Origin of the sequence: uncultured Ferrimonas sp. (assembly GCF_947489035.1) — a bacterium.
Lineage (GTDB): Bacteria > Pseudomonadota > Gammaproteobacteria > Enterobacterales > Shewanellaceae > Ferrimonas.
In genome coordinates this window covers 126,643-151,606 of the sequence record NZ_CANLCI010000006.1, presented here as the reverse complement: position 1 = coordinate 151,606, position 24,964 = coordinate 126,643, and the positions used below count along the sequence as shown (strand labels likewise).

General features: G+C 56.7%; 23 protein-coding genes. 13 read left to right on the top strand and 10 right to left on the bottom strand.

Annotated elements, in window-relative coordinates; genetic code table 11:
- Window positions 1-8 precede the first annotated feature (8 nt).
- From Q0796_RS06035 to ubiA, 9 genes are all read left to right on the top strand, one after another.
- Window positions 9-1,700, top strand: coding sequence for a 4Fe-4S binding protein (locus Q0796_RS06035; protein WP_298441117.1), 1,692 nt, complete (start codon window positions 9-11; stop codon window positions 1,698-1,700).
- Window positions 1,701-1,702: 2 nt separating this feature from the next.
- Entirely contained in the window at window positions 1,703-2,326 is a 624-nt protein-coding gene (locus tag Q0796_RS06030) for a molecular chaperone TorD family protein (RefSeq protein WP_298441115.1), read from the top strand.
- A 173-nt stretch (window positions 2,327-2,499) separates the two neighbouring features.
- Window positions 2,500-2,706: a twin-arginine translocation signal domain-containing protein gene (locus Q0796_RS06025; RefSeq protein ID WP_298441113.1), complete on the top strand. Its 207-nt coding sequence runs from the start codon at window positions 2,500-2,502 to the stop codon at window positions 2,704-2,706.
- A gap of 2 nt (window positions 2,707-2,708) precedes the next feature.
- Window positions 2,709-5,573, top strand: coding sequence for a formate dehydrogenase subunit alpha (locus tag Q0796_RS06020; RefSeq protein ID WP_298441111.1), 2,865 nt, complete (start codon window positions 2,709-2,711; stop codon window positions 5,571-5,573).
- Window positions 5,574-5,585: 12 nt separating this feature from the next.
- Window positions 5,586-6,164, top strand: coding sequence for a formate dehydrogenase FDH3 subunit beta (fdh3B, locus tag Q0796_RS06015; RefSeq protein ID WP_298441109.1), 579 nt, complete (start codon window positions 5,586-5,588; stop codon window positions 6,162-6,164).
- 8 nt (window positions 6,165-6,172) lie between these two features.
- Window positions 6,173-7,279 carry a formate dehydrogenase subunit gamma gene (locus tag Q0796_RS06010; protein ID WP_298441107.1) on the top strand — a complete coding sequence of 369 codons (1,107 nt, stop codon included), beginning with the start codon at window positions 6,173-6,175 and terminating at the stop codon, window positions 7,277-7,279.
- Window positions 7,280-7,414: 135 nt separating this feature from the next.
- Complete coding sequence (locus tag Q0796_RS06005; RefSeq protein WP_298441105.1) at window positions 7,415-7,909, top strand: YbaK/EbsC family protein; 495 nt, start codon at window positions 7,415-7,417, stop codon at window positions 7,907-7,909.
- Between the two features lie 229 nt (window positions 7,910-8,138).
- On the top strand, window positions 8,139-9,770 hold the full coding sequence (locus Q0796_RS06000; protein ID WP_298441103.1) for a methyl-accepting chemotaxis protein: 1,632 nt from the start codon (window positions 8,139-8,141) through the stop codon (window positions 9,768-9,770).
- A gap of 79 nt (window positions 9,771-9,849) precedes the next feature.
- Entirely contained in the window at window positions 9,850-10,710 is an 861-nt protein-coding gene (gene ubiA, locus Q0796_RS05995; protein ID WP_298441102.1) for a 4-hydroxybenzoate octaprenyltransferase, read from the top strand.
- A gap of 118 nt (window positions 10,711-10,828) precedes the next feature.
- On the opposite strand, the gene Q0796_RS05990 is transcribed toward ubiA, so the two are convergent.
- The 3 genes from Q0796_RS05990 to ubiD form a co-directional block, all read right to left on the bottom strand.
- Window positions 10,829-11,287 (bottom strand): GNAT family protein, encoded by a 459-nt coding sequence (locus tag Q0796_RS05990; RefSeq protein WP_298441101.1) that lies wholly within the window; start codon window positions 11,285-11,287, stop codon window positions 10,829-10,831.
- A 124-nt stretch (window positions 11,288-11,411) separates the two neighbouring features.
- Entirely contained in the window at window positions 11,412-12,104 is a 693-nt protein-coding gene (fre, locus tag Q0796_RS05985; RefSeq protein ID WP_298441100.1) for an NAD(P)H-flavin reductase, read from the bottom strand.
- 12 nt (window positions 12,105-12,116) lie between these two features.
- Window positions 12,117-13,592, bottom strand: a complete 1,476-nt coding sequence (gene ubiD, locus Q0796_RS05980) for a 4-hydroxy-3-polyprenylbenzoate decarboxylase (protein ID WP_298441099.1) — start codon at window positions 13,590-13,592, stop codon at window positions 12,117-12,119.
- 320 nt (window positions 13,593-13,912) lie between these two features.
- Between ubiD and Q0796_RS05975 the strand changes: the two genes are divergently transcribed.
- Window positions 13,913-15,106, top strand: coding sequence for a conjugal transfer protein TraF (locus Q0796_RS05975; RefSeq protein ID WP_298441098.1), 1,194 nt, complete (start codon window positions 13,913-13,915; stop codon window positions 15,104-15,106).
- 87 nt (window positions 15,107-15,193) lie between these two features.
- Here Q0796_RS05975 and Q0796_RS05970 read toward each other — a convergent pair whose 3' ends face one another.
- The 3 genes from Q0796_RS05970 to trxA form a co-directional block, all read right to left on the bottom strand.
- Window positions 15,194-15,766, bottom strand: coding sequence for a hypothetical protein (locus Q0796_RS05970; RefSeq protein ID WP_298441096.1), 573 nt, complete (start codon window positions 15,764-15,766; stop codon window positions 15,194-15,196).
- Window positions 15,767-15,930: 164 nt separating this feature from the next.
- Window positions 15,931-17,199, bottom strand: a complete 1,269-nt coding sequence (gene rho, locus Q0796_RS05965; protein WP_298441095.1) for a transcription termination factor Rho — start codon at window positions 17,197-17,199, stop codon at window positions 15,931-15,933.
- Between the two features lie 202 nt (window positions 17,200-17,401).
- Window positions 17,402-17,728 carry a thioredoxin TrxA gene (gene trxA, locus Q0796_RS05960; protein WP_298441094.1) on the bottom strand — a complete coding sequence of 109 codons (327 nt, stop codon included), beginning with the start codon at window positions 17,726-17,728 and terminating at the stop codon, window positions 17,402-17,404.
- A gap of 219 nt (window positions 17,729-17,947) precedes the next feature.
- Between trxA and rhlB the strand changes: the two genes are divergently transcribed.
- The 3 genes from rhlB to Q0796_RS05945 all read left to right on the top strand — a co-directional run bounded on the left by rhlB (window position 17,948) and on the right by Q0796_RS05945 (window position 21,669).
- Complete coding sequence (rhlB, locus tag Q0796_RS05955) at window positions 17,948-19,219, top strand: ATP-dependent RNA helicase RhlB (RefSeq protein WP_298441093.1); 1,272 nt, start codon at window positions 17,948-17,950, stop codon at window positions 19,217-19,219.
- A complete protein-coding gene (locus Q0796_RS05950; RefSeq protein ID WP_298441092.1) occupies window positions 19,188-20,141 on the top strand; it encodes an exopolyphosphatase in 954 nt (317 codons plus the stop codon). The genes rhlB and Q0796_RS05950 overlap by 32 nt, the downstream gene beginning before the upstream one ends.
- A 136-nt stretch (window positions 20,142-20,277) precedes the next feature.
- Complete coding sequence (locus tag Q0796_RS05945) at window positions 20,278-21,669, top strand: L-cystine transporter (RefSeq protein WP_298441091.1); 1,392 nt, start codon at window positions 20,278-20,280, stop codon at window positions 21,667-21,669.
- Between the two features lie 70 nt (window positions 21,670-21,739).
- Here Q0796_RS05945 and Q0796_RS05940 read toward each other — a convergent pair whose 3' ends face one another.
- The 4 genes from Q0796_RS05940 to Q0796_RS05925 form a co-directional block, all read right to left on the bottom strand.
- Window positions 21,740-22,273, bottom strand: a complete 534-nt coding sequence (locus tag Q0796_RS05940; RefSeq protein WP_363322306.1) for a thioredoxin family protein — start codon at window positions 22,271-22,273, stop codon at window positions 21,740-21,742.
- A gap of 172 nt (window positions 22,274-22,445) precedes the next feature.
- Window positions 22,446-23,456, bottom strand: a complete 1,011-nt coding sequence (gene hemB / locus Q0796_RS05935; RefSeq protein WP_298441089.1) for a porphobilinogen synthase — start codon at window positions 23,454-23,456, stop codon at window positions 22,446-22,448.
- 81 nt (window positions 23,457-23,537) lie between these two features.
- Window positions 23,538-24,320: a TatD family hydrolase gene (locus Q0796_RS05930; protein WP_298441088.1), complete on the bottom strand. Its 783-nt coding sequence runs from the start codon at window positions 24,318-24,320 to the stop codon at window positions 23,538-23,540.
- Window positions 24,320-24,922 carry a hypothetical protein gene (locus Q0796_RS05925; RefSeq protein WP_298441087.1) on the bottom strand — a complete coding sequence of 201 codons (603 nt, stop codon included), beginning with the start codon at window positions 24,920-24,922 and terminating at the stop codon, window positions 24,320-24,322. The genes Q0796_RS05930 and Q0796_RS05925 overlap by 1 nt, the downstream gene beginning before the upstream one ends.
- Between the last annotated feature and the right edge of the window lie 42 nt (window positions 24,923-24,964).

Sequence of the window (24,964 nt, the reverse complement as noted above, 5' to 3'; positions counted from 1 at the left end):
AAGCTACCGTGAGCCAAAACTCCATCACGTTGGATCCAACCAGTGCCGCAGCACTGCAGCAAACCACCCTGTTGGCGAACTTGATCCCCGCCACCGTAACCTTTACCACCGCCGGCCATGTGCTGCTGTTGGGGCCGGAAGACCGCGTGCGTCTGGCGGCCTCGCAGTTGGAGCAGGTGGCCAGCCGCACCTTGCTGATCAGCGAAGCGGTAAGCAACAGCGACGACGCGTATCTTGAGCAGGTGATGGTGGCCGCCGAAGCCACCGAATCGCTGCCGTGCTTTAACGCCGAACACCTGCAACTGCGCGGATTCTTAGGCCAGTTTCAAGCGGCGGTTATTGCGCCGCAACAGCAGCAGCCAATCAACCTGTCGGCCGAAGCAATTCAGCGGCCGCACTTTGATTTGGTGCTGGATCTGGGCAGCAGCGCGGCGATTGATCTTGAGCTGAAACCGGCGGGGTATTTTCACGTTGGCGCCGACGACGGCAAATTGGTGGACGCCTTAGCGCAACTGCCGCAGTTGATTGGCCAGTTTGATAAGCCGCGCTACGTGCAGGTTAATCACGAGGTGTGCGCCCACCACAGTAGTGGCGTTGATGGGTGTCAGCGTTGCTTAAGCGTGTGTCCGGCGGATGCCATTCAAAGCGACCACAACCAGATCCAGATTGACCCATACCTGTGTCACGGTGCCGGTTCTTGTGCCAGTGCTTGCCCAACCGGGGCAATCCAATACGATCAGCCCACCGCGCCGATCATGAAAGATTACCTGCAGCGGTTATTAAGCCGTTATCAGCAGCTGTCAGAGCTGCGCCCAGTGGTGTTGTTTCACGATGGCGAACTTGGCGCGGCGCAGTTAAGCCAACTGCAGCAGCTGCCCGCAGGAGTGATCCCAGTGGCGCTGGAAGAGATCGGCGTGGCCGGTGCGGAACTGTGGCTGGCCAGCTTAGCGTGGGGCGCCCGCCAAGTGTTGGTGCTCACCCACGAACACACCCCACAAACCCTGCGTGATTTGGTGAGCAGCGAGCACGACAACATCGCCAAGCTCTTTGCCGCCGCAGGGATTGATGAGCAACGGTTGCAACTGCTGGACGCCAGTGAACTGGCCACCATTGACGCCATTGCGGCGCAAAGTGCCCAGTTAGAAGTGTTGCCGGTGGCGGCGTTCTCGACCGATTTGCCTAAACGCGACACCTTCTACAACGCACTGGATCACCTTAACGGTTGTCACCTTGGCAGCAGCGACAGCATTGCCATCAGCAACGTGGCGTACGGCCAAGTGGTGCTGGACACCGACAAATGCACCTTGTGCATGAGCTGTGCGGCCTTGTGCCCAGCCCGCGCCTTGCAAGATGGCGGCGACAGCCCGGCGCTGAAGTTCACCGAGCAAAGCTGTGTGCAGTGTGGTTTGTGTCAGCAAGCCTGCCCAGAGCAAGCGATCAGCCTCGCGGCGCAATTCAATTTGGATCGCGATCAGCGCCAGAGCCAACAGGTGTTGAAGGAAGAGCAGCCGTTTGAATGCATCACCTGTGGCAAACCGTTTGCCACCCAAGCGGTGATCAAAAAAATGACCACCGCTTTGGCCGGTCACAGCGCCTTTGCGGGCAGCGCCATCGAACGACTGAAAATGTGTGAAGACTGTCGAGTGAAAGACATGTTCAGCGACATTCTTGATAACCCAGAAAAACAATTGCGGGTATAACCATGACCGAGTCCACTGCCACCATCGGCAACGAACAACAACAGCTGCGCGCTGACGTATACCAACTGCTGGCGGCGCTGTTACGCAGTGCACCAACCGCAGAATTGCTGCAGTTTTTGGCTGAACTGGAACTGGATGCTGATCAAGACAGCCCAATTTTGCGCGCCTGGCATGCGCTGAAATTGAGTGCCAGCACCGCCGCGGCGGATCAGCTTGAAGATGAATACTTCAATCTGTTTATTGGCCTTGGCCATGGCGAGGTGATCCCCTACGCCAGCTGGTATCTAACGGGTTCGCTGATGGATAAACCATTGGTGATGTTGCGCCAAGATCTGCAGCAGTTGGGTTTTGCTCGCCAAGAAGAGGTGAAAGAGCCTGAAGATCACCTTGCGGCCTTGTGCGAAGTGATGGCCTACCTGCTGCAAGAAGGCAGCGCGCCCGAGCAGATGAGCGTCTTTAGTCGTCATATCGCCCCTTGGGCGGACAAGTTTTTTGCCGATTTAGCCAAGGCCAATAGCGCCAGCTTCTATACTGCAGTAGCTGCGCTTGGTCAGAGCTTTATTGAGATCGAGCAAGCCAGCTTCGGCGCACTGACGCTGGATACCGACGTTACCCAAGCAGGGTAAGGGGTTCCGCGCCCGTCGCCGCAACACCAATCGCTCCGTTTGATGAGCGATTGGTGTCTTTCGGCGGTGGAACAGTAAGCGGTCGTTTCACCATTTCCTATGGCCTCACTTGGCCTTAATGTTGGGCATTTTCTCAATATTAAGGATTCAGTGGGGAGCACCTTGGAGGTGTTATGACCCAACGGCAGCCCGTCATGGATCGCCGTCGTGCCCTGAAAGCCATTGGCTTAGGGGTAGGCGCAGCCGCAATCAGCGGCCAAGCGGTTCAAGCAGCACAATCTCAACCTGATCAACCCGCACCGTCTTCCGCGGAATCCCGATACCGCGCGTCTGAACACGTTCTTACCTATTACGCCACCCTCAGTGAACAGGGGGGCTAACCATGAAACTCACTCGCTCGACGTCAACCAGCTCCGCCCCCAAGGTGGGTAACTCTCTTGGTCTTAATCGACGCCAATTTCTGAAACGCGCTGGCGTGACCAGTGGTGGCATTGCCGCCGCGTCGATGCTGGGCACCGGCATGATCCGCAAAGCGCAGGCCAGCACTGCCAGTGGCAGCGGCCCAACCGAAACCGTCCGCACCATCTGTACCCACTGCTCGGTCGGCTGTGGCGTTTATGCGGAAACGCGCAACGGCGTGTGGACCGGCCATGAACCGGCCTTTGATCACCCCATTAATCGCGGCGCGCACTGTGCCAAAGGCGCGTCGTTGATCCACCACACCCACAGTGAAAAACGGATCAAATATCCGATGAAGCTGAGCGGGGGCAAATGGCAGCGATTAAGCTGGGAGCAAGCCATCGATGAAGTTGGCGAGCAGATGCTGAAAATTCGCAAAGAATCGGGCCCAGATTCCATCTACTTTATGGGCTCGGCCAAAGTCAGCAACGAGCAATCCTATCTGTACCGCAAGATGGCGGCGATGTGGGGCACCAATAATGTCGACCACTCGGCGCGGATCTGTCACTCCACCACCGTGGCCGGGGTCGCTAACACCTGGGGTTACGGTGCCATGACCAACTCCTACAACGACATGCACAACGCCAAGAGCATGATCTTTGTGGGTTCCAATCCGGCGGAAGCGCACCCAGTGGCGATGCAGCACATCCTCATCGCCAAAGAGCGCGGCGCCAAGATGATTGTGGTGGATCCCCGCATGACCCGCACCGCGGCTCACGCCGATGAATATGTGCACATTCGCCCCGGTACCGACATTCCCTTTATCTATGGCTTGCTGTGGCACATCTTCGAAAACGGCTGGGAGGATCAAGGCTTCATCGATGGCCGCGTGTGGGGGATGGAAGCGATCCGCGAACAGGTGAAGAACTACCCACCGGCGGAGGTGGAAAACATCACCAGCGTGCCGGAAGCGCAGATGCAACGCACCGCGAAGATGCTGGCGGAGAATCGGCCGGGCACCATCGTCTGGTGCATGGGCGGCACCCAGCACACCGTAGGTAACGCCAACACCCGCGCCTACTGCATCTTGCAGTTGGCACTGGGCAACATGGGCACCAGTGGCGGCGGCGCCAATATCTTCCGTGGCCACGACAACGTGCAGGGCGCCACCGACTTTGGCTTGCTGTTCGATAACCTGCCGGGCTACTACGGCCTGTCTGAAGGGGCGTGGCAGCACTGGTCGCGGGTGTGGGATCTGGATTTTGAGTGGGTGAAATCTCGCTTTGATCAAGGCACCTACCTTGGCAAACAACCGATGACCAGCGCCGGCATCCCTTGTTCTCGCTGGCACGATGGGGTGCGCGAAGACAAAGCCAAGCTGGGCCAGCGGGATAACGTCCGCTTGGCGTTCTTTATGGGGCAGTCGGTTAACACCGAAACCCGTGGTCGCGAAGTGCGCGAGGCGCTGGAGAAGATGGACACCGTGGTGGTGGTGGACCCCTACCCAACCATGGCGGCGGTGATGTCGAAACGCACCGACGGGGTGTACATTCTGCCCGCCTGTACCCAGTTTGAGACCTACGGTTCGGTGTCTGCATCCAACCGCTCGCTGCAGTGGCGTGACAAGGTGGTTGAGCCGGTGTTTGAGTCCAAACCGGATCACGAGATCATGTACCTGCTGGCGAAAAAAGTGGGCATGGCAGAGCAGATGTTTAAGCACATTAAGATCAACGGCACCGAGCCGCTGGTTGAGGACATCACTCGGGAATTTAACCGTGGCATGTGGACCGTGGGTTACACCGGCCAATCGCCAGAACGGCTAAAGGCCCACCAGCAACATTGGGATCTGTTCAGCTTTGAGGATCTGCAAGCCAAAGGCGGCGAACTCAAAGGCGAGATCTATGGCCTGCCATGGCCATGTTGGGGCACCCCAGAGCAGAAGCACCCGGGCACCCACATCCTCTACGACACCTCGAAACACATCTTGGATGGCGGCGGTAACTTCCGCGCTCGCTTTGGGGTGGAATACCAAGGCGACAACCTGTTGGCGGCGGATCCCGGCTCCAAGGGCAACGAGCTGAAGGATGGCCACCCAGAGTTCAGCGATAAGATGCTGAAACAGCTGGGCTGGTGGGACGATCTCACCGCCGAAGAGAAGCAAGCTGCCGAGGGGCGCAACTGGAAAACCGATCTGTCCGGCGGCATTCAGCGAGTGGCGATGAAACACGGCTGTATCCCCTACGGTAATGCCCGTGCCCGTTGTCGGGTCTGGACCTTCCCCGACGAGATCCCGGTGCACCGCGAACCGCTCTACACCCCCCGTCGGGATCTGGTGAAAAAGTACCCCAGCTACGAGGATCGCCAAGTGGCGCGACTGCCGACCCTGTTTAAGTCAGTGCAGGATCGAGTCATTGCCGAAAACTTGGATAAGTCGCACCCGCTGATCATTACCACCGGCCGATTGGTGGAGTACGAAGGCGGCGGCGAGGAAACCCGTTCCAACCCGTGGCTGGCGGAGCTGCAACAAACCATGTTTGTGGAGATAAACCCGGTTGACGCCAGCGCCAGAGGCATCGGCGACGGCGACGCCGTGACCTTGCACTCTCCGGAAGGCGCGGTGCTGAACATTCACGCCCTCGTTACCGAGCGAGTGATCCCCGGCGAATGTTTTATGCCATACCACTTTGCTGGGATCTTCGAAGGCGAATCGTTGGCAGCCAACTACCCCGAAGGCAGTGTGCCTTATGTGCTGGGGGAATCCGCCAATACCGCAATGACCTATGGCTACGACATCGTTACCCAGATGCAGGAAACCAAAGTGTCCCTTTGTGAGATCCGCAAGGCTTAAGGAGCGTTTGTTATGGCAACAATGAAGTTCTTATGCGACACCAAACGCTGCATCGAGTGCAACGGCTGCGTGGTCGCCTGTAAAAGCAAAAATGACGCTGCGGTGGAGTGGGGCATTCAGCGCCGCCGCGTGGTGACCTTGAACGACGGGGTCGCGGGCAAAGAGGCCTCGATCTCGGTGGCTTGCATGCACTGCTCTGATGCGCCCTGCATGGCGGTGTGCCCCGCCGACTGCTTCGAGCGCACCAGCGATGGCATTATTCGCCACAGCAAAGATAAGTGCATCGGTTGCGGTTACTGTCTGTATGCCTGCCCGTTTGGGGCACCGCAGTTTCCGAAACAAACCGCCTTTGGTACGCGCGGCAAAATGGACAAATGCACTTACTGTGCTGGCGGCCCTGATGCCGAGGTGGGCAGCGAGAAAGAGATGCAGCTGTATGGCGCTAACCGCATTGCCGAGGGCAAGCTGCCGTTCTGCGCCGAGGTGTGCGCCACCAAGTCTTTGTTGGCTGGCGATGCCGAGGTGATCTCTAAGGTGTTCCGTCAACGAGTGGCGGTTCGTGGCGCCGACAACGCCGGCTGGGCCGGATAGGAGGAGTCATGAAAGCGACCTTTAGACGGTTGCTGTTGTTGCTGTGGTTGGTGCCGTTAACGGCACTGGCCAGCAGTGAGAGCCCAACGCAGGCGCAGCAACAAGCGCAGGCTGAAGCCCTGATGGCAGCACAGATGACCGAAATCGATAACGCCACCATGCCGCAGGTGCCGCTGATCAGCAGCGCCGAAGCGGCCCAAGCCAAAGGCAGTGGCCAAGCCGACACCGCAGGCCTTGATCCGTTGTGGCAGGCGGTGCGACAGGGGGAGTCGGGTCGAACCAGCTCCACCAGCCCGTTCCACAACAACTTCATCAACCAGTACGATCCGGGGCTATTGCAACATCGGGCCAGCTGGCTTAGCACCACCTTAGCCATGGCGCTGTTTGGAATGATCATCGTCTTTGCCGCCTTTGTGCTGGTGAATGGCGCTGCCAAGTTGGAAAAGGGGTTTTCTGGTCGTGAAGTGCTGCGCTGGAGCAAGTTCGACATCGCCGTGCATTGGCTGATGGCGATCCCCTGCATCTTGCTGATCCTAACCGGACTGGCGTTGATGGCTGGGCGCTTCGTCTTTGGCGATTGGCTTGGCCCTGATGGGGTGGCGGCGCTGGCGGCGATGGCCAAGCCGATCCACGACTACATGGCGCTGCCGTTTGCGCTGTTTGCCATCATCGCCATGCTGCGCTGGATGAAGCACAACTTGCCTGCGGCGTACGATCTGAAGTGGTTTACCGTGGTGGGGGGCTATCTTAACTTTGGTCCCTTTAAGGGTAAGCACCCAGATGCGGGCTTCTCTAACGCCGGTGAGAAACTGTGGTTTTGGAGCTTCACCATCTTCGGTTTGGCCATCATTGTTTCGGGGCTGTTTATGCTGTTCCCCGTGGCGATGGGTACTGGGCGCACCGATGCCTTAACCGCCATCTTTGTGCACGGCTTATCGGCGGTGGTGATCACCGGTTTTACCGTGGTGCACGTTTTTATGGCCACGGTGTTGTCGGAAGGCGGTTTGGTTAACATGACCAGCGGCTATTGCGATGAAAATTGGGCCAAGCAGCACCACAATGTGTGGTTTGATGAGATTAAAACCGACGGCAGCATTGAGTATAAATCCCAGTAGCGCTTGCTGAGATCCCAGCCAAGCCCCACCTGCCGGTGGGGCTTTTTTATGGCAGCGACAATGCTTGAATTTACTCCGGCGCTGACCGCGGCGGGCTAAACTGCAAGGGAGGTCATCACGACTAGGAGGTGAGTTATGGCCATAGCCAGACGGGTTGCTCAGTATCTGCAGCAACAGGGGATCGGTTACCGCTTGGTGGATCATCCCCATACTCAATCCGCGCTGCAAAGCGCCCGCAGTGCGGGGGTGCCACCGGCGCAAACAGCCAAAGCGGTGGTATTGCAGGATCATCAGGGTCATTTGGTGATGGCGGTGATCCCCGCAGCGCACCGCTTGTTGCTGGGGAAATTGCAGCGCGAATTGGAGTGCACCTTGTCGCTGCTGCCTGAGCGGGCGCTTGCTGATCTATTTGACGATTGCGAAGTAGGCGCAGTGCCAGCCACGGGGGATCCGTACCATTTAACGGTGGTGTATGACGAAAGCTTATTAAGCGGCGGCGATCTTTACCTTGAAGGTGGTGATCATTGCCACCTGTTGCAGGTGCCCGCCACCGCAGTGCCGCAGCTGTTCCACCGTGCCCACCACGGTCGATTTAGTGCGCCGCCGCGCCCGGATTACGGCTTGCATTAATGGGGGGGCCCCCAAACCTGAGCAAATGAGTGTCGGATCCATGCCCTTTGCTCCGCCGACACGACGGCATTTAATGAACGCCAAACAAATGGCGTTCATTGTTGCTTATCACATTGTTTTATAAGGTAATAAGTGATAGTTAGCCATCGCTAATGTGATGCAGATCAACGTGGTTTGCTCAGGGCTATGGGAAGGTGGTCAGCCCAGTAATCACCCTGTGAGTAACACAATGGATTGGTTTCGTCTGTCACGCCTGACCATCGGGCGTAAGTTAAATCTGCTGCAATTTTTATCGGTGCTGGCAACGGTTGCTCTGCTCAGTTACGCCGCTTGGTTGGCGGCGCAAGATACGCAACGGGCTGCGGATCAGCGCTTACGAGCGCAGGTGCAAAGTTCGGTGGCGATGATGCAGGCGGTGATGGCTAACCCAAGCCAAAGCGATCCGCAAGCGGCGCAGCAGCTGGCACTGCAGGCGTTGCAGCAAGCACGCTTTGATGACGGCAACTATTTCTTTGTGTTTGATCTGACGGGCACCGTGGTGATGCACCCAAAGAAAAGCAGCCTGATCGGGCGCAATATGTTGGCCAGCACTGACGCCAAAGGCGCCCGCCACTGGCAGTTGATGCTGGATGCGGCCAAGCGAGGCGGTGGCATGGTGAACTACCACCTGCAGCTGCCCGGCGAGCCGGTATTGAATAAGCACACCTACGTACAGCCGGTGGCAGGCAGCCAGTGGGTGGTTGGGGCGGGGATCAGCAATGCCGCCATGCAGCAAGTGATCATCGATAAGGTGTTGGATTTGGTGATGGTGGCGCTGTTGGCATTGGTGATCACTCAGTTGGTGTGTTGGCGCATTCAAAAAGACATCTGCGTGCCCTTGCGGCAGATTGAAGACGCTTGCGATAAGTTGGCGGCTGGGGATCTCACCACGCAACACAGCCACCTGCTGCAACGGCAGGATGAGCTCGGCCATCTGGCCAGCGCCTTAGTGGCGGCGAAGGCGAAACTGGGGCAGATGCTGGTAGAGGTTGGCCAATCGGTGCAGGCGAACCAAAACCAAGCCACGGAGATCGCCGCCATTGCCAGCAAAGGCGAACAACAGCTTGAGCACCAACATCAGCAACTGGAGCAGATCGCCACGGCGATGGAGCAGATGAGCTGCACCGTGGAAGAGGTGGCGCGCAATGCCGAAGAGGCGGCGCAATTGACGCAAACCGTTAGCCGCCGCAGCAGTGATAGCCAAGTGTTGATGCAACAAACGGAGCGCCGCATTGGTGAGTTGGCGCAACACATCAATACTAACTCCGAGCAGATCACCGCGTTGCAGCAGGGAGTGGTGGCCATTAATGAAGTGACCGAGGTGATTGATGGCATCTCTGAGCAAACCAACTTATTGGCGCTCAACGCCGCCATTGAAGCCGCCCGTGCCGGAGAGCAAGGCCGTGGGTTTGCGGTGGTGGCCGATGAAGTGCGGCAACTGGCCAGTCGTACCCAAAGTTCGACTTCGCAGGTAAAAGCCACGGTGGAAACACTGCAACGGCAGGCGGGCGAATCGGTGGTGGCGATGAACGCCGGCTCGGTACTGGCGCAGCAGGGGCAGCAAGATACGTTATCCATTGCTGCAGAACTGAACGCCATTTTAGATCAGCTGCAGCAAGCGGATGAGCGTTCAACCCAAATCGCCACCGCCGCAGAGGAACACAGCTGCGTGGCGGTGCAGATCAACGGCAATTTGCAAAGCGTGAATCAGGCGGCCAACGAAGTGGGCACCATGGCACAGGGCTTGGCGCAGGCCAGCCACACCATGGTGGCACAGGCACAACAGCTGACGGCATCGCTGGCAACATTTAAGGTGTCGTGATCGTTGCCCGTTGTGGTGTCGCAGCGCATAATGCGGGCAGATTATTGATGCTTGTAGGGCAAGGAATATGCTCGCTGTAATGCAGGGTAAGTTTAATGCTTACCTCCGCTTGGCTCGGTTAGATCGGCCCATTGGTACCTTTTTACTGTTGTGGCCGACCATGGCAGCCCTGTGGTTTGCCGCCGATGGGGTGCCGGATCCTTTCGTACTGGCCGTCTTTTTTGTTGGGGTGTGGTTGATGCGAGCCGAAGGCTGCATCATCAACGACTTTGCTGATCGTAAGTTGGATCGGCACGTGGCGCGCACCAAAGGGCGGCCGCTGGCCAGTGGTGAAATCCAAAGCTGGGAAGCGCTGACGCTGTTTACGGTGTTGGGGCTGGCCTGTTTTGGCTTGGTGTTGTTGTTGAATGGGTTAACGGTGCAGCTGGCGGTTGGCGGCATTGTGTTGACGGTGATCTACCCGTTCACCAAGCGCTTTTTCCCCGCGCCGCAGATGTTTCTTGGGGTAGTGTGGAGCTGGTCGATTCCAATGGCCTTTGCCGCGCAAACGGGTGAGGTCGCGCCGTTGGCGTGGCTGTTGTTTCTGGCCAATTGGTGTTGGACGGTGGCGTACGACACCATGTACGGCATGGTGGATAGAGAAGACGATCTGAAAATCGGGATCCGCTCTAGTGCCATCTGGTTTGGCAGCTGGGACCGCCACATCATCGGCCTGTTGCAGTTGATCACCTTAGGGTTGCTGGCGGCCATTGGCATCAGCTTAGGCTTGAGTTGGATCTACGACACCGCCTTAGTGGCGATTGCCGCGCTGTTTGTGTATCAGCAGTGCCTGATTGTCGGCCGCGATCGCGACGCCTGTTTCCATGCCTTTTTGAATAACAACTGGGCTGGCGCGGCGCTGTTTCTTGGGGTGGTGCTGGATTACGCGCTGCTTGGCTAAGCGGCAGATGCCAAGGCCGTTCATCTAGACGATGGCTCCGCCCATAAAAAAGCTCGATGCGGGAGACCGTCATCGAGCTTTTTTGTGGCTGCCGTCATCAACGGCGGCGCGGCGGTTGTTACTGCGCGGCCACTTGTTGGCTGCGCTGCCACTGCGCCAAATCGATGCCAAACCAGCAGCGATCCTGTTGGTTATCGTAGTAGCCATACTCTTTGTGGCTGCGGCCAAAACCGCATTTTTCCAGCAGACGTTTGCCGGCCTTATCGCTGTCGGGTAACGCCGCCGTTAGGCGGTTCAAGCCCTGTTGGGAGAACGCCCAGTCGCGGACGGCACGCAGTGCTAAAGTGGCCAGCCCCTGCTGTCGTGCCTGTGGCTGCAGCAGCACCGTCAGTTGCTGCTGATGCAAAGCGACGATGCCGATGCATTGATTGTCGCGAACGACACCCCAGTGGGCACACGCCGGAGCCGCAGGGATCGCTTGCAGTGGCTGCGCGGCTTGGGTGGCGATAAAGGCGGTGGCGCTGGCAGCGTCAAGCGGTTGCAGCTGGTGGTGAGGGCTTAGGGCAATGGCAGACATCGGGCTGGGCTCAGGTTTCCAAAAGAGGCGGAATTATCGCCACTTCTGAACCTCTGTGCTGTGATCCACAACGACAAAGCGACGCCATTGGCGTCGCTTTGTGTTCATTCGCGGATGAAGCAACTTACTTTAAGTACGCGAAGGCATCGCCAATCAAGTTGTCGCTGTTGGCACCTTGGGCACCAAAGCGCTCGCGGGCCACTCCGGCCATCTCGAAACGGCCAGCCACGTAGATGTCAAAACCACTGAGATCGCTGAAGTCTTCACAGACTGCGTCGATCACTGAGCCTTGGCGAGCGCCGTTGACGGGTTCATCAAACACCGGAATAAAGCTCAAGTGTGGGTGCAGCTGAGCCAGGCGCTCGGCTTCGTGTTGCAGGTACATGCCCGCCGCATCGCGGCAGCCCCAGTACAAGAAGGTGGTGCGCTTATCGCCGTTGGCAACCAAATGCTGCAGCATCGAGTGAGCGTAGGAGAACCCCGTGCCGCCCACCACCATAATGCGGGAACGCTTGTTGTCTGGGCGCAGCTGGGCGCTGCCAAACGGCGCTTCAATGCACACTTGGGCGTGATTGTTTAGGTGTTCAATCACCTGCATGGCGTAGCTTTCAGCCACGAAGGCACCGATGTGCAATTCGATTTGGCGTTCGCCAGGCTTAGAGGCGATGGAGAACGGGCGTTTGTCGTCGCTGCTCATCACCATGGTGAGGTACTGGCCCGCCACAAAATCCAGTGGCTGTTCTGGGGTCAGTAATACTTTAAAAACGGTATCGGTCAGTGGCGTTACGCTGTCCACTTGGCAAAGGATCTGGCTCATAATTCTCTGTTCTTATTCTTGTGGGTCTAAGCCGTATTCTGCCCAACGGGCATCCACTTTGGCTTTGGTTTCGTCGTCCATCACGATGGGTTCGCCCCATTCGCGATCCGTTTCGCCGGGCCATTTATTGGTGGCGTCCATGCCGATTTTCGAGCCTAGCCCCGCCACTGGCGAAGCAAAATCAAGATAATCGATCGGGGTATTTTCTACCATCATGGTGTCGCGGGCTGGATCCATGCGAGTGGTCATGGCCCAGATCACGTCGTTCCAATCGCGGGCGTTAACGTCATCATCGCAGATGATGATGAACTTGGTGTACATGAACTGACGCAGGAAGCTCCACGCGCCCATCATCACCCGCTTAGCATGGCCGGGGTACTGCTTCTTGATGGTGATCACCGCCATGCGGTAGGAACAACCCTCCGGTGGCAGGTAGAAATCTTCAATTTCGGGGTACTGTTTTTTCAGGATCGGCACGAACACTTCGTTCAGTGCCACGCCCAGCATCGCCGGTTCATCTGGCGGACGACCGGTGTAGGTGCTGTGGTAGATGGCATCGCGGCGCATGCTCAGGTGGGTCACGGTCAAAATCGGGAAGGTTTCGACTTCGTTGTAGTAACCGGTGTGATCGCCGTAAGGGCCTTCTGGTGCCTCTAAACCCGGTTCGAGGTAGCCTTCAAGGATGATCTCGGCGGTGGCCGGGACCTGCAGATCGCAGGTCAGTGCCTTGGCCACTTCGGTGCGCTCGCCGCGCAGCAAACCGGCAAAGGCGTATTCGCTCATCGAATCCGGTACGGGCGTGACGGCACCTAAAATGGTGACGGGATCGGCGCCCAATGCCACCACCACCGGATAGCGTTCGCCTGGGTGTTGTTTCTGAAACTCTTGGTAATCGATGGCGCCCCCACGGTGGGCCAACCAGCGCATGATCAGCTGGTTTTTATTCAGCAACTGTTGCCGATAAATGCCGAGGTTTTGCCGTTTTTGGTTCGGCCCCTTGGTGATGGTTAGCCCCCAGCTGACCAAGGGCGCCACATCACCCGGCCAGCAGTGCTGTACTGGCAGCTTGGTCAGATCCACCTCGTCCCCTTGCCAGATGATCTCTTGGCACTTGGGCTTTTTCACCTCTTTGGGTGGCATGTTCAGCGCTTGCTTGAACATCGGCACCTTGGCGATGGCGTCTTTAAAACCGGATGGTGGCTCTGGCTCTTTTAAGAACGCCAACAGCTCGCCCACTTGGCGCAGCGCCTTGGGATCTTCGTGGCCCAATGCCATGGCAACCCGCTTGGGGGTACCAAACAGGTTGGCTAACACCGGCATGGTGTGGCCTTTGGGATTTTCAAACAGAATGGCTGGGCCACCTGCGCGTAAGATACGATCGCAGATCTCAGTCATCTCTAGGTGAGGATCAACCTCGGTGCGGATCCGCTTCAGTTCACCTGCTTGTTCGAGGTGATCAACAAATGAGCGTAAGTCCCTAAACTTCATTGTTTTTATCTCAGCCATGGCAGCGCCCAGCGGCGCGTGAACCGGCAGTATAACAACTGTGTAAACGCATTACTCTTTTGCCTAAACGACCCAGTAGATTGCCTCAGTTGATATTTGTCATAAGCCCGCCATGTGGCGGTCTTTTGGCGTAATTTTGCCGTGCCAGTGGCTCGGTATTAAAGATTCAATTTGGGCTCAGAAAAAGGAGGGAATTTGGGTCGAATTGTTATAGTTTTGTCGTGTTTCGGTCGTTTTAGTTCTGCAAGTTTGGCTATGTTTGAATAGCCACATGGCCGTCGATGTAGTGATAGGAAATGATGATGAAAACACGGACTCTACTTACCGCCGCGGCGCTGCTGACGCCATTGGCGGCGACCGCTTCCCCGCTGGCAGACGCCCGCAGCCAAGGCATGGCTGGGGCCAGCATCGCCGCTGGCGATTTTACCCAAACCGCGGTTAACCCAGCCTTATTAACGCGCTTTGAGGATAATGACGATTTCTATCTGCAGCTGGGCGTTGGTGCCTTGGCGCAGGATTACCAAGACGTAACCGACGACATCGATGAGGTGCAAGACACCATCGATGCCTTTGATGTGGCGCTGGATAACTTGGATCAAGCGGAAGCATCGCGGTTGGCGCTGCTGTTGGTGGATCAGTTAGAAGCCTTGGATCAGCAGCAGCCTCAAGGGCGGTTAGGGTTGGTGTTAGGGGGGTATGCCCCCAGTAAAACCTTTGGTTTTGGGGTGTCGTTAAACGCCTACGGGGCGGTATCGGGCATCGTTAATTTTGCCGAAAGCGATCGGCAGTTAATTGAAGACGCGGTTGATCAGCTGAACCAGCCGATCCCCAACGTCGATTTTGATGAAGACGACCTGCAAACCAACTCTGATCTGCAAGCGGCGGTGGTGACCGAAATTGCCTTCGCCATGGCGCGGGAATTCAACCTACCGTTGCTGCCAAGCTTATCGGTGGGGATAGCGCCGAAGGTGCAGCGCATCGACAGCTATTACTACAACGCCAATGTGGCCAACTTCGATGAAGACGACGTAACCGACGACGCCAACATGACCGACAGCACCGAGTTTAACCTCGATATCGGTTTGCAAAGCAGTTATGGCCCCTTCGCCTTTGCGTTGGTGGGGCGCAACCTGATTGAGCAGGATCTTAAGAACATCCAAGGGGATAACGTTACCTTAAGCCCAACCATCACCGCCGGTGCGGCGTTTCAGTCGCTGGGCTTCACCGCCGAGCTCGACTTGGATCTGATTGAAGACAAGTCGTTCGATCTGTTTGCAGAGCCCAGCCAATGGGCGCGGTTAGGGCTGGAGTACAACCTGTTTGATACCGCCCAAGCGCGGATGGGCTATCGCACCGACATGGCCAGCAACTACAACGACATCTTTGCCGTTGGTTTAGGCTTGTCGCCGGGGGATCTGGTGACCTTTGACGTGGCGGCGCAGTTTGGCAGCGACGACGAAGTGGGTGGCCAGCTGCAGTTAGGGGTGAAGTTCTAACCCCATTGCTCTGCAATTGTTGTGATTAGGCCACCGCTTGGGTGGCCTTTTTGTTGGTCGTTGCTGGCTGCGTTTGAGGGCAACGGCTCAGCGGCTCGAGTGAACGCGAGGGCAGGGCTGGGGATGATAGCGACTGTCTTGGTGATTTAAGCGGTAGCACTGATCTTGCCAGCGATAGAGGCGCTCGTTGGCTGTGAGCAGCGTACGTGCATTGGCAGGAAGGCGGTTGAGCGTGCCCCGTTCAACGTGCTCCGCCTTGATGGTGCGCTGGCTCAGCTGGATAGGTTTGGGCAGCCTTGGCGTTGGCTGATAACGGTAGCGCGGTGGCCATTGTCGATACGAATAGGGGTTACGCCAGAGCGATTGCCAAGGCGCCCATCGGTGCGACGGATGCCGCGCTGAATCGGGCCACGCTGTTGGCGACCAAGATGCGTATGGCCCGCGGGCATAAGATGGTACGGTTCGATGGCGCCAAGGAGCGGTGCCGTAGCGGTGGTGCTGGTCACTGCGGTAATGCAGGCCAAGGGAGGCGCGGGGCTCTGCGCTGATCCCAACGGTGCCAGCCTGTGCGTGTGCCATCGTGAGCAAACTCAGGGCGACCACGCCGATGGCGACGGTGTTGACTGTGGTTAAGCGTGCCCTTGGGTGAATGAGCTGCATTGCGCCTCCGTTGCTGGCCGTGGCGGTGCATTGCCGCCGCCGATGATTGTCAGTATAGCCGTGTTGGCGGCTCGCCATCGCTGACGATAGGGCAGCGGTGTGCTGGATTTTGGCCACAAAAAAACCGGCGCCATGGCCGGTTTTTTAGGGATGAAGACGCCGTCTTATTTTGACTTGGCGCGTTTCATCGCATCGAAGAACTCGTCGTTGGTTTTGGTCATCGCCAACTTATCGATCAAGAACTCCATCGCTTCCACTTCCTGCATTGGGTTCAAAATCTTACGCAGGATCCACATCTTCTGCAGTTCATCGGCGTTGGCCAACAACTCTTCACGACGGGTGCCAGAACGGTTGAAGTCGATGGCTGGGAACACGCGGCGCTCAGCGATCTTACGGCTTAAAGGCAGTTCCATGTTACCGGTACCTTTAAACTCTTCGTAAATCACTTCGTCCATCTTCGAGCCGGTATCAACCAGCGCGGTGGCGATGATGGTCAGACTGCCGCCCTCTTCGACGTTACGGGCCGCACCAAAGAAACGCTTTGGACGGTGCAGGGCGTTGGCATCAACACCACCGGTTAACACCTTGCCAGAGCTTGGGATCACGGTGTTGTAGGCACGGGCCAAACGGGTAATGGAATCCAGCAGGATCACCACGTCTTTTTTGTGCTCAACCAAACGCTTGGCTTTTTCGATAACCATTTCGGCCACTTGTACGTGGCGAGAAGCCGGTTCATCAAAGGTGGAAGCGATCACTTCGCCTTTCACCAACCGCTGCATCTCGGTCACTTCTTCCGGACGCTCATCGATCAGCAGCACCATCAGTTCACAATCTGGGTGGTTGTGGGCAATGGACTGGGCGATGTTCTGCAGCAGCAAGGTTTTACCGGCTTTTGGCGGAGCCACAATCAAGCCACGTTGGCCTTTACCGATTGGGCTGGCCAAATCCAACACGCGGGCGGTGATGTCTTCGGTTGAGCCGTTGCCTCGTTCCATCCGCAGACGGTCGTTGGCGTGCAGTGGGGTTAAGTTCTCAAACAGGATCTTGTTGCGCGAATTTTCAGGTCGGTCGTGGTTTACCTGATTGACTTTCAACAGCGCAAAGTAACGTTCGCCATCTTTCGGTGGACGAATTTTGCCAGCAATTGAATCGCCGGTACGCAAGTTGAAACGACGAATTTGGCTTGGCGAGACATAGATGTCATCGGGGCCAGCCAAGTACGAGGAATCAGCGCTGCGCAGGAAACCGAAACCATCCTGCAAAATTTCCAAAACGCCGTCGCCGAAGATGTCTTCGCCGGACTTAGCGTGGGCTTTTAGGATGGCAAACAGAATGTCTTGCTTGCGGACGCGGGCAAGGTTTTCCAATCCCATGGATTCGGCCAGAGCTACCAGCTCGGAGACCGGTTTCTGTTTCAATTCGGTAAGATTCATAGGTGGGTCTTTTTGATCATTACTGTGCGGCTCGTTGCGGCGCCGACGGGTCAGTTTGAGTTTAAGTTTGGGGGAAATCGCTGAAAAATTCAGCAGAGATTTTTATTGGTTAAGAAGTTAGCACCAATGCTTAGGAGCGTCCAGCGCTTTCTCTGGCGGGAGTGAGCTAGGCCAAGGCTTTGCTTGGCCTAGCTGAAACGGCTTACAGATGGCCGTCAATAAACTCTTTTAATTGAGTTTTAGATGCGGCACCAACTTTGGTTCCAACCAGCTCACCGCCTTTAAACAGCAGTAAGGTAGGGATCCCGCGGATGCCGAACTTCGCTGGGGTTGCGCTGTTCTGGTCAACGTTCATTTTGCCGATGCTCAGCTGGCCAGCGTAATCTTCTGCCAGTTCATTCAGCACTGGGGCGATCATTTTACAAGGACCACACCACTCAGCCCAAAAATCAACCAATACAGGTTGTTCGGCATTAATCACATCGGTGTCAAAGCTGTCGTCAGACAGAGTAAGAATTTTGTCGCTCATGGTTTGCTCCAGATTAAATGATCCCCGGGAGGGCTATGTCCCTATATGGGAGCGAGCTTGCCCGCTTTCAACCGTTGCCGCCAATCACAATTTTCGGTTGGCCTAATCGAGAATTGTTCCAATGACGTTGCTGGCTGCTGCGAGCTGGCCGCGCTATCTGGCGATAATTTGACTGTATTGGTTCCCAATAGCAAGCGCTTCGGATATGCTGCAATCGTTATGACAAAGACCCATCTTACCGACTCAAAATTCGCCGATTTCCCATTGGCATCAACGGTGGTTACTGCGCTGGAAGGCGTTGGTTTTACTCACTGTACCCACATTCAGGCGTTGACCTTACCTATCCTGCTGCAAGGCAAAGATATCGCAGGTCAAGCGCAAACCGGCACCGGCAAAACGCTGGCGTTTTTGGTGGCTACTTTTCACGAATTGCTGCAGCGCGAGGTGCCTGCGCACCACGATGGCAAAAGCCCTCGTGCGCTGATCATGGCGCCGACTCGTGAACTGGCTATCCAAATCTGCAAAGATGCCGAGCCTCTTGCTCAAACCACGGGTTTGAAAATGGGGCTCGCTTACGGTGGTGAAGGCTACGAGGAACAGCGCGATACCATCGCTGCTGGTGTTGATATCCTTGTTGGCACCACCGGTCGCCTGATCGACTATTACAAGCAAGGCGTGTACAAGCTCGACGCGATTCAAGTGATGGTGTTGGATGAAGCGGACCGGATGTTCGATCTGGGCTTTATCAAAGACATTCGTTACCTGTTCCGTCGCATGCCAGCCCCGGCCGAACGCCGTAACATGCTGTTCTCTGCCACCTTATCTTTCAAGGTGCAGGAACTGGCCTACGAACACATGAACGATCCCGAGCATGTGCAAGTGGAACCAGAGCGTAAAACCGCCAAGCAGATCAAAGAAGAGCTGTTTTATCCGTCGAACCAAGACAAGATGAAACTGCTGCTGACCTTGATTGAAGAGGAGTGGCCAGAAAAAGGCATCATCTTCTCGAACACCAAGCACCGCTGTGAAGAGATCCATAACTGGCTGGCCGCCGATGGTCACCGTGTTGGCTTATTAACCGGCGATGTACCGCAAAAGAAACGTCTGAAAATCCTTGAGCTGTTTAAAAGCGGCGAGGTTGATTTTCTGGTGGCCACCGACGTTGCGGCCCGTGGTTTGCACATCGCTGATGTGACCCACGTGTTCAACTACGATCTGCCCGATGACTGCGAAGATTACGTGCACCGCATTGGCCGTACTGGCCGTGCTGGCGCCAAGGGCAACTCCATCAGTTTTGCTTGTGAGCAGTACGCGTTGAACTTGCCTGCTATTGAGGATTACATCCAGCATGGGATCCCGCAAAGCAGCTACGATCCAAGCGCATTGCTGAGTGATTTAACCGTACCCAAGCGCACGGCACCACGCCGTCGCCCAGGTGGTGATCGTCAAGGAGGCTCCCGTGGCGGGCGCCAACCACGTCGACGCAGTTGATCACGCCAATGGCGGCCCCCTTGTGGCCGCCATTACTTTAGGCTCCAACAGTTTCAATATGCTGCTGGCCCGTCCGGGTGGGCAGTTTCCCCAAGTGATTGCCAAACATAAGCGTAAGGTGCGGTTAGCCCGTGGGCTGGTGTCCGGTGGTGTGTTAGAGCCCCAAGCCGCCCAAGAAGCGCTGGACTGCCTGCAATGGTTTGGTGAGTTACTGCAACACTACCAACCACAACATCGGGCGGTATACGCCACCGCGGCCTTACGCCAAGCGGCGGATGGGCCGATGTTTTGCGCCCAAGCGAAGCCGCTGTTGGGCTGCGCCATCGAGGTGATCTCCGGCGAGCGCGAAGCGGAATACATCTTCCACGGCATGCGCGCCACCACCGCCACGCAAGGCCGCTGCTTGATGCTCGACATCGGCGGTGCCAGCACCGAATTGGTGTTGGGTGACGCGGCCATCGATTACAAAACCTCGCTGCCCTTGGGCGCGGTGCTGTACACCGAACGCTACTTTGCGCAGGGGTTAAGTGCCCAAGGCTTTGCCCAAGCGCAAGCCGCTGCCATGGCAGCGTTGCAGCCGCATCTGGCGCAGATCGCGCAGATTGGCTGGCAGCAGGCGATGGGCATTTCAGGCACCTTCCGCAGCGTGTTTGAATTAGCGGAGGCTCGTGGTCTGGGGATCAACGCCATTGAGCTGCCGCTGCTGCAGCAGTTGCAGCAAGAGCTGTTAACCGAGCAACGGGCCGAGTTAATCGGCTTAAACTCAGAGCGGGTGCCTACCTTTGCCGCGGGCCTTGCCATCCTACAAGCGCTGATGATCGCCCTGAACATTACGCAGCTGCATCCTGCCGGCGGTGCCTTACGAGAAGGTGTCTTGGTGGAGTTGAATCGCCGCTACCAGCGCATGACCAAGCCGGCTTAACACCGCTTGGTTATGCCTTATTCGATTCAAGAATAAGTATATTTCCAACCGTTTAGATACCATCCGTGACCATCAGGTAGGCTCAATTTAACAAGCGCCTACTGTCGTTGGCGTTGTGCCCAATAAAGGTGGATCCATGGATGTGATGGTGATTGCTAATGTCGCGATGATGTTAGCTATGTTCTATTTGCTGTTTACGATGCAGCGCAAGCAGGTCAAATTCACACGGCGGGTGTTCTTGGCCTTGGGGTTAGGGATCAGCTTCGGCGCTCTGTTGCAATTGGTGTATGGCAGCGACAGCGTCACCTTAAAAACCTCATTGGATTACTTCAACATTGCCGGTAAAGGTTATGTGCAGCTGTTGAAGATGATCATTGTGCCGCTGGTGATGGTGTCGATCATCAACGCCATCATGAAGCTAAAAGATGGCCAATCGTTGGGGCAGATCAGCGGCCTGACGATCGGCTGGTTGCTGTTTACCGTGGCCATTGCCGCCACCATCGGCTTGTTGGTGGCGCAGCTGTTTGGCTTAAGTGCCGAAGGCTTAGTGGAAGGCAGCCGTGAAGCCGAGCGCGCCGCCAGCTTAGTGGCTCGTCAAGGCAGCGCAGAAGCGATCTCCATTCCTCGCACCTTGATTGAACTGATCCCCGCCAACCCGTTTTTAGACATGACCGGCGCGCGGGATACCTCAATCATTTCGGTGGTGATCTTCTCAACCTTTATTGGCTTAGCGGGCTTGGGCTTGTACCAACAGCAACCGGAGCTGGGCAGCAAGTTTGCCGGCTTTATGGATGTGGCGTATGCGATAGTGATGCGGATGGTCAACATGGTGCTGCAGCTCACCCCTTATGGGGTGCTCGCGCTGATGACCAAGGTATTGGCGGGCAGTAACTTTGCCGACATCCTCAACCTGTTTAACTTTGTGCTGGCCTCTTACACCGCCTTGGGGCTGATGTTTGCGGTGCACCTGCTGCTGATTTTCTTGGCTGGCGGCAATCCCTTTAAATACGTGAAGAAGGTGTGGCCAGTGCTGACCTTTGCCTTCACCAGTCGCTCCAGTGCCGCCACCATCCCCTTAACGGTGCAAACCCAAACCCGTCAGTTGGGGGTGCCCGATGGCATCGCCAACTTCGCCGCCTCCTTTGGTGCCACCATTGGTCAAAATGGCTGTGCGGGGATCTATCCGGCCATGCTGGTGGTGATGATCGCGCCCACGGTTGGCATCGATGTGATGGAGCCGCTGTTTATTGTTTCGATGCTGATCACCATTGTGGTGGGCTCATTTGGGGTGGCGGGGGTTGGCGGCGGTGCCACCTTTGCGGCGTTGATTGTGTTAAGTGCGTTGGATCTGCCGGTGGCCTTGGTGGGGTTGTTGATCTCGATTGAGCCGCTGATCGACATGGGCCGAACCGCCTTGAACGTTAACGGCGCCATTACCTCTGGCTTTTTAACCAGCCGAATGCTGGGGCAGACCGACATGGCGTTGTATGAGCAAGAACTGGCGTTGGAATTGGAGCCGCTGAATTAACCATTGGCTGCGCTGAAACGTAACAAAAAGGGGCCGAAAGGCCCCTTTTTTTGCTGGATAACTGCGGCAATTACTTGTGCAGAATGTCCAACAGATCCAGCTCGGTGCTGTACTTGGTCGACTCAACGATGCGGCCCAGTTCCATCTCGCCCTGTTGGACGATGTAGGTTGGGATCCGCGTAAAGTCGTACTTGGCGGCGAGGCCGTCGGCGTCCTTCTTCTCACGATCAACACCGATGTAGGTCACCTTAATGTTTGGGTTGTTCATCTGTTCGATGACCTTGGCCAAACGTGGGGTTTCACGGTGACAATCTGGACACCAAGTGGCCATGATCACGATGATTTCAGTCGGTACGTCAATTTGCTGCAGCTTGCTGATAACGGCAGCGTCCGCTTGGTAAGCGGCTAGGTTTTCAGCGAAATGTGGCTGTTGAGCCAGATCCGCAGGGCCTAATAATCCGGTCAAAATAACCTCTTTCTTTTCGGTGTCTTGATCACAGGTAGCGATCAAGCCTTGCTGTTTTCCGGCTTGCTCAAAACCACAACCACCTTCAGCCTGAGCTGGGGTGAACAACATTGGCGCCAACAGCGCCGCGAGTGCCATTGCTCTCATGGAGAGACTCCTTGGTTATCACGATGTTGGCAGTATGAGTGTTTTCAGGGTAAATGATTCCGCTGTAACCACAAAACTGTGATCCACGGCGGCAAACTTTTTTTATCATTCCCATAAAAAACGGCAAGCCCAAGGCTTGCCGTTTATCACCGGTGTGGTGCGGTTAACCTTGCTGCTTCAAATAGCGGGCAACGTCTTTGGCGAAGTAGGTTAGCACCCCATCGGCACCGGCACGCTTGAAGCACAGCAGCGCTTCAATCACCACCTTTTGCTCATCCAGCCAGCCGTTTTGGGCGGCGGCTTTCAGCATCGCGTATTCGCCACTGACCTGGTAAGCGAAGGTGGGCACTTTGAGTTCGGTTTTCACGCGGCGGACAATGTCCAAGTACGGCATGCCCGGCTTAACCATCACGTAGTCAGCGCCTTCGTCGATGTCCATCGCCACTTCTTGGATCGCTTCGTCCGAGTTGGCCGGATCCATCTGGTAGGTGTGCTTATTGCCTGAACCCAAGTTACCGGCCGAGCCCACCGCATCGCGGAAGGGACCATAGAAGCTGGAGGAGTACTTAGCCGAGTACGCCATGATCTGGGTGTTGACGTGGCCTGCGGCTTCCAGTGCATCGCGAATTTCGCCAATGCGGCCATCCATCATGTCCGATGGGGCCACGATATCCGCGCCGGCTTCGGCGTGGGATAACGCCTGCTGCACTAAGATCTCGGTGGTGATGTCGTTGAGGATGTACCCTTCGTCATCAATGATGCCGTCTTGGCCGTGGGTCGTGAACGGATCCAGTGCCACATCGGTGATCACCCCCAGCTCAGGGAAGGCGTGCTTCAGTGCGCGTACCGCTTTTTGTGCCAGCCCTTCTGGGTTGTAGGCTTCTTCTGCGTGCAGCGATTTCTTCTCTTCCGGCGTTACCGGAAACAGCGCCACGGCTGGGATCCCCAGTTCAACCAACTCTTTGGCTTCTTCTAACAGCAAGTCGATGGACTTACGCTCTACCCCCGGCATGGACGGCACCGCTTCGCAGCGATTGTTGCCTTCCAGCACGAACACTGGGTAGATCAGATCGTTGGCACTGATGGCGTTTTCAGCCATCAAACGGCGAGAGAAATCGTTTTTGCGTACACGACGCATGCGGCGGCGTGGAAACGCTCCGGTTACTGGGCTCACGTTCGGCTCCTTGTGGTTAACGGTCAGACTTGCGTCATGCCGTCATGGTAGCAAATGGCGTTGTTGGCGAGTTGCGCTCGCTCACAAACTAAAGGCTCGAGTTGCATTGTCGTGGCTTAGTTTGGCTATTGTTTCAACAGATTGGCCCCGCAGCGTTGCCACCGTTTGCGCGATGTGCGGCAGCAGCGAAGGTTCGTTACGACGGGATTTTGGCTTGGGCTTCAGATCCCGAGGCAGCAGGTAGGGGGCGTCGGTTTCCAGCAGCAGCCGCTCGGCGGGGATCTGGCGGACTAAGCGGCGCAGCTCTTGGCCACGGCGTTCATCGCAGATCCAGCCGGTAATGCCGATGTAGCAATCCAAACCTAAGGCGTGTTCCAGCTCTTGCTCGGTGCCGGTAAAGCAGTGCAATACCGCCGCCGGTAACTGCGCCCGGTGCTGTTGCAGCATCGGCACCAAGTCTTGGTAGGCTTCGCGGCAGTGCAGCAGCACGGGCTTGTTCAGCTCTGCTGCCAGTTGCAGCTGTTCGGCAAAGGCCTGCCGCTGCTGTGGCCGCGGTGAAAAATCGCGATTGTAGTCTAGGCCACATTCGCCGACCGCCACCAATTTGGGCTGGTTGAACAACTGGCGCAGTTGCTGCTGACTCTCACCGTGCCAGCTGCTGGCGTAGTGCGGGTGCACCCCTGCGGTTGAGTAAACCTGAGCAAAACGCTGGCATAAGTCGATGCCCTGCTGCGCTTCGGCCAGATCCCCCGCCAGATTCAGCAGCCGAGTCACCCCTGCTGCATCAGCCCGTTCAACAATGGCGTCGACATCATCAAACTGGCTTGAGCAGAGGTTAACCGCAATGTCGGTCAGCGGCGACATCACAGCCGTTTGACTCGCATCTGCTTGTTGCTGCCAGCGCGGTGCAGCAAAAACGAGCCAAAGGAGGCGCGTTTGATCACCACGGTGTCGCCCACGTTAACTCGCAAATGACGACTTTCGGTTTGCTTCCAGCGCTGGCCGTTGGCGAGGGTCAGGGTCCACTTTTTGTAGGGATCCTTCACCACTTTAGTGACGGCCGAGCTGATCGATTCGAGCTGCTTACTTTCGGTTTGGCTGCGTTTGCGTTCGTTGCCAAAGCCATCCTGCATTTGGGCGACGGTTGGCGTAACCGGGCTTGGGGCTGGCACCGCAGTGGGGCTTGCCTGCGCGGGGGCGGCCACGGTTGGGGCCGGGGTTGGCATCACACTGGGCTGGGCCAGTGCCTTGCCGCCAAAGGCGGTTTTGATGGCGCGATACAGATCGTCATAACAAACCAAGCGATCCAGCTTATCGGTTTTGGCTTGGCAAGCATCAATGGTGTCGGCGAGCTGATCAAAGCAGGCTAGGCGAGTGGTGGGATCGTTGCTGTCGCAACTGCTGTTGGATGCGAAGGCGGCGCTGCTAAAAAGCAGCGCCGCCAGCGTAAGTGTGGTTTGACGCATGGTCCCCTCCGTGGAGATGGTTGGTGGCCAACCTGACCTGCG

Excerpts from the sequence above, each read along its gene's own strand:
- Q0796_RS05975 (WP_298441098.1), top strand. The coding sequence starts at position 13,913 with ATGAAAACACGGACTCTACTTACCGCCGCGGCGCTGCTGACGCCATTG.
- Q0796_RS05970 (WP_298441096.1), bottom strand. The coding sequence starts at position 15,766 with ATGCAGCTCATTCACCCAAGGGCACGCTTAACCACAGTCAACACCGTC.
- ubiA (WP_298441102.1), top strand. The coding sequence starts at position 9,850 with ATGCAGGGTAAGTTTAATGCTTACCTCCGCTTGGCTCGGTTAGATCGG.
- trxA (WP_298441094.1), bottom strand. The coding sequence starts at position 17,728 with ATGAGCGACAAAATTCTTACTCTGTCTGACGACAGCTTTGACACCGAT.
- Q0796_RS05925 (WP_298441087.1), bottom strand. The coding sequence starts at position 24,922 with ATGCGTCAAACCACACTTACGCTGGCGGCGCTGCTTTTTAGCAGCGCC.
- Q0796_RS05990 (WP_298441101.1), bottom strand. The coding sequence starts at position 11,287 with ATGTCTGCCATTGCCCTAAGCCCTCACCACCAGCTGCAACCGCTTGAC.
- fdh3B (WP_298441109.1), top strand. The coding sequence starts at position 5,586 with ATGGCAACAATGAAGTTCTTATGCGACACCAAACGCTGCATCGAGTGC.
- fre (WP_298441100.1), bottom strand. The coding sequence starts at position 12,104 with ATGAGCCAGATCCTTTGCCAAGTGGACAGCGTAACGCCACTGACCGAT.
- Q0796_RS05945 (WP_298441091.1), top strand. The coding sequence starts at position 20,278 with ATGGATGTGATGGTGATTGCTAATGTCGCGATGATGTTAGCTATGTTC.
- Q0796_RS06005 (WP_298441105.1), top strand. The coding sequence starts at position 7,415 with ATGGCCATAGCCAGACGGGTTGCTCAGTATCTGCAGCAACAGGGGATC.
- ubiD (WP_298441099.1), bottom strand. The coding sequence starts at position 13,592 with ATGAAGTTTAGGGACTTACGCTCATTTGTTGATCACCTCGAACAAGCA.
- Q0796_RS06010 (WP_298441107.1), top strand. The coding sequence starts at position 6,173 with ATGAAAGCGACCTTTAGACGGTTGCTGTTGTTGCTGTGGTTGGTGCCG.
- Q0796_RS05940 (WP_363322306.1), bottom strand. The coding sequence starts at position 22,273 with ATGGCACTCGCGGCGCTGTTGGCGCCAATGTTGTTCACCCCAGCTCAG.
- Q0796_RS06030 (WP_298441115.1), top strand. The coding sequence starts at position 1,703 with ATGACCGAGTCCACTGCCACCATCGGCAACGAACAACAACAGCTGCGC.
- Q0796_RS06020 (WP_298441111.1), top strand. The coding sequence starts at position 2,709 with ATGAAACTCACTCGCTCGACGTCAACCAGCTCCGCCCCCAAGGTGGGT.
- Q0796_RS06000 (WP_298441103.1), top strand. The coding sequence starts at position 8,139 with ATGGATTGGTTTCGTCTGTCACGCCTGACCATCGGGCGTAAGTTAAAT.
- Q0796_RS06025 (WP_298441113.1), top strand. The coding sequence starts at position 2,500 with ATGACCCAACGGCAGCCCGTCATGGATCGCCGTCGTGCCCTGAAAGCC.
- Q0796_RS05930 (WP_298441088.1), bottom strand. The coding sequence starts at position 24,320 with ATGTCGCCGCTGACCGACATTGCGGTTAACCTCTGCTCAAGCCAGTTT.
- rho (WP_298441095.1), bottom strand. The coding sequence starts at position 17,199 with ATGAATCTTACCGAATTGAAACAGAAACCGGTCTCCGAGCTGGTAGCT.
- rhlB (WP_298441093.1), top strand. The coding sequence starts at position 17,948 with ATGACAAAGACCCATCTTACCGACTCAAAATTCGCCGATTTCCCATTG.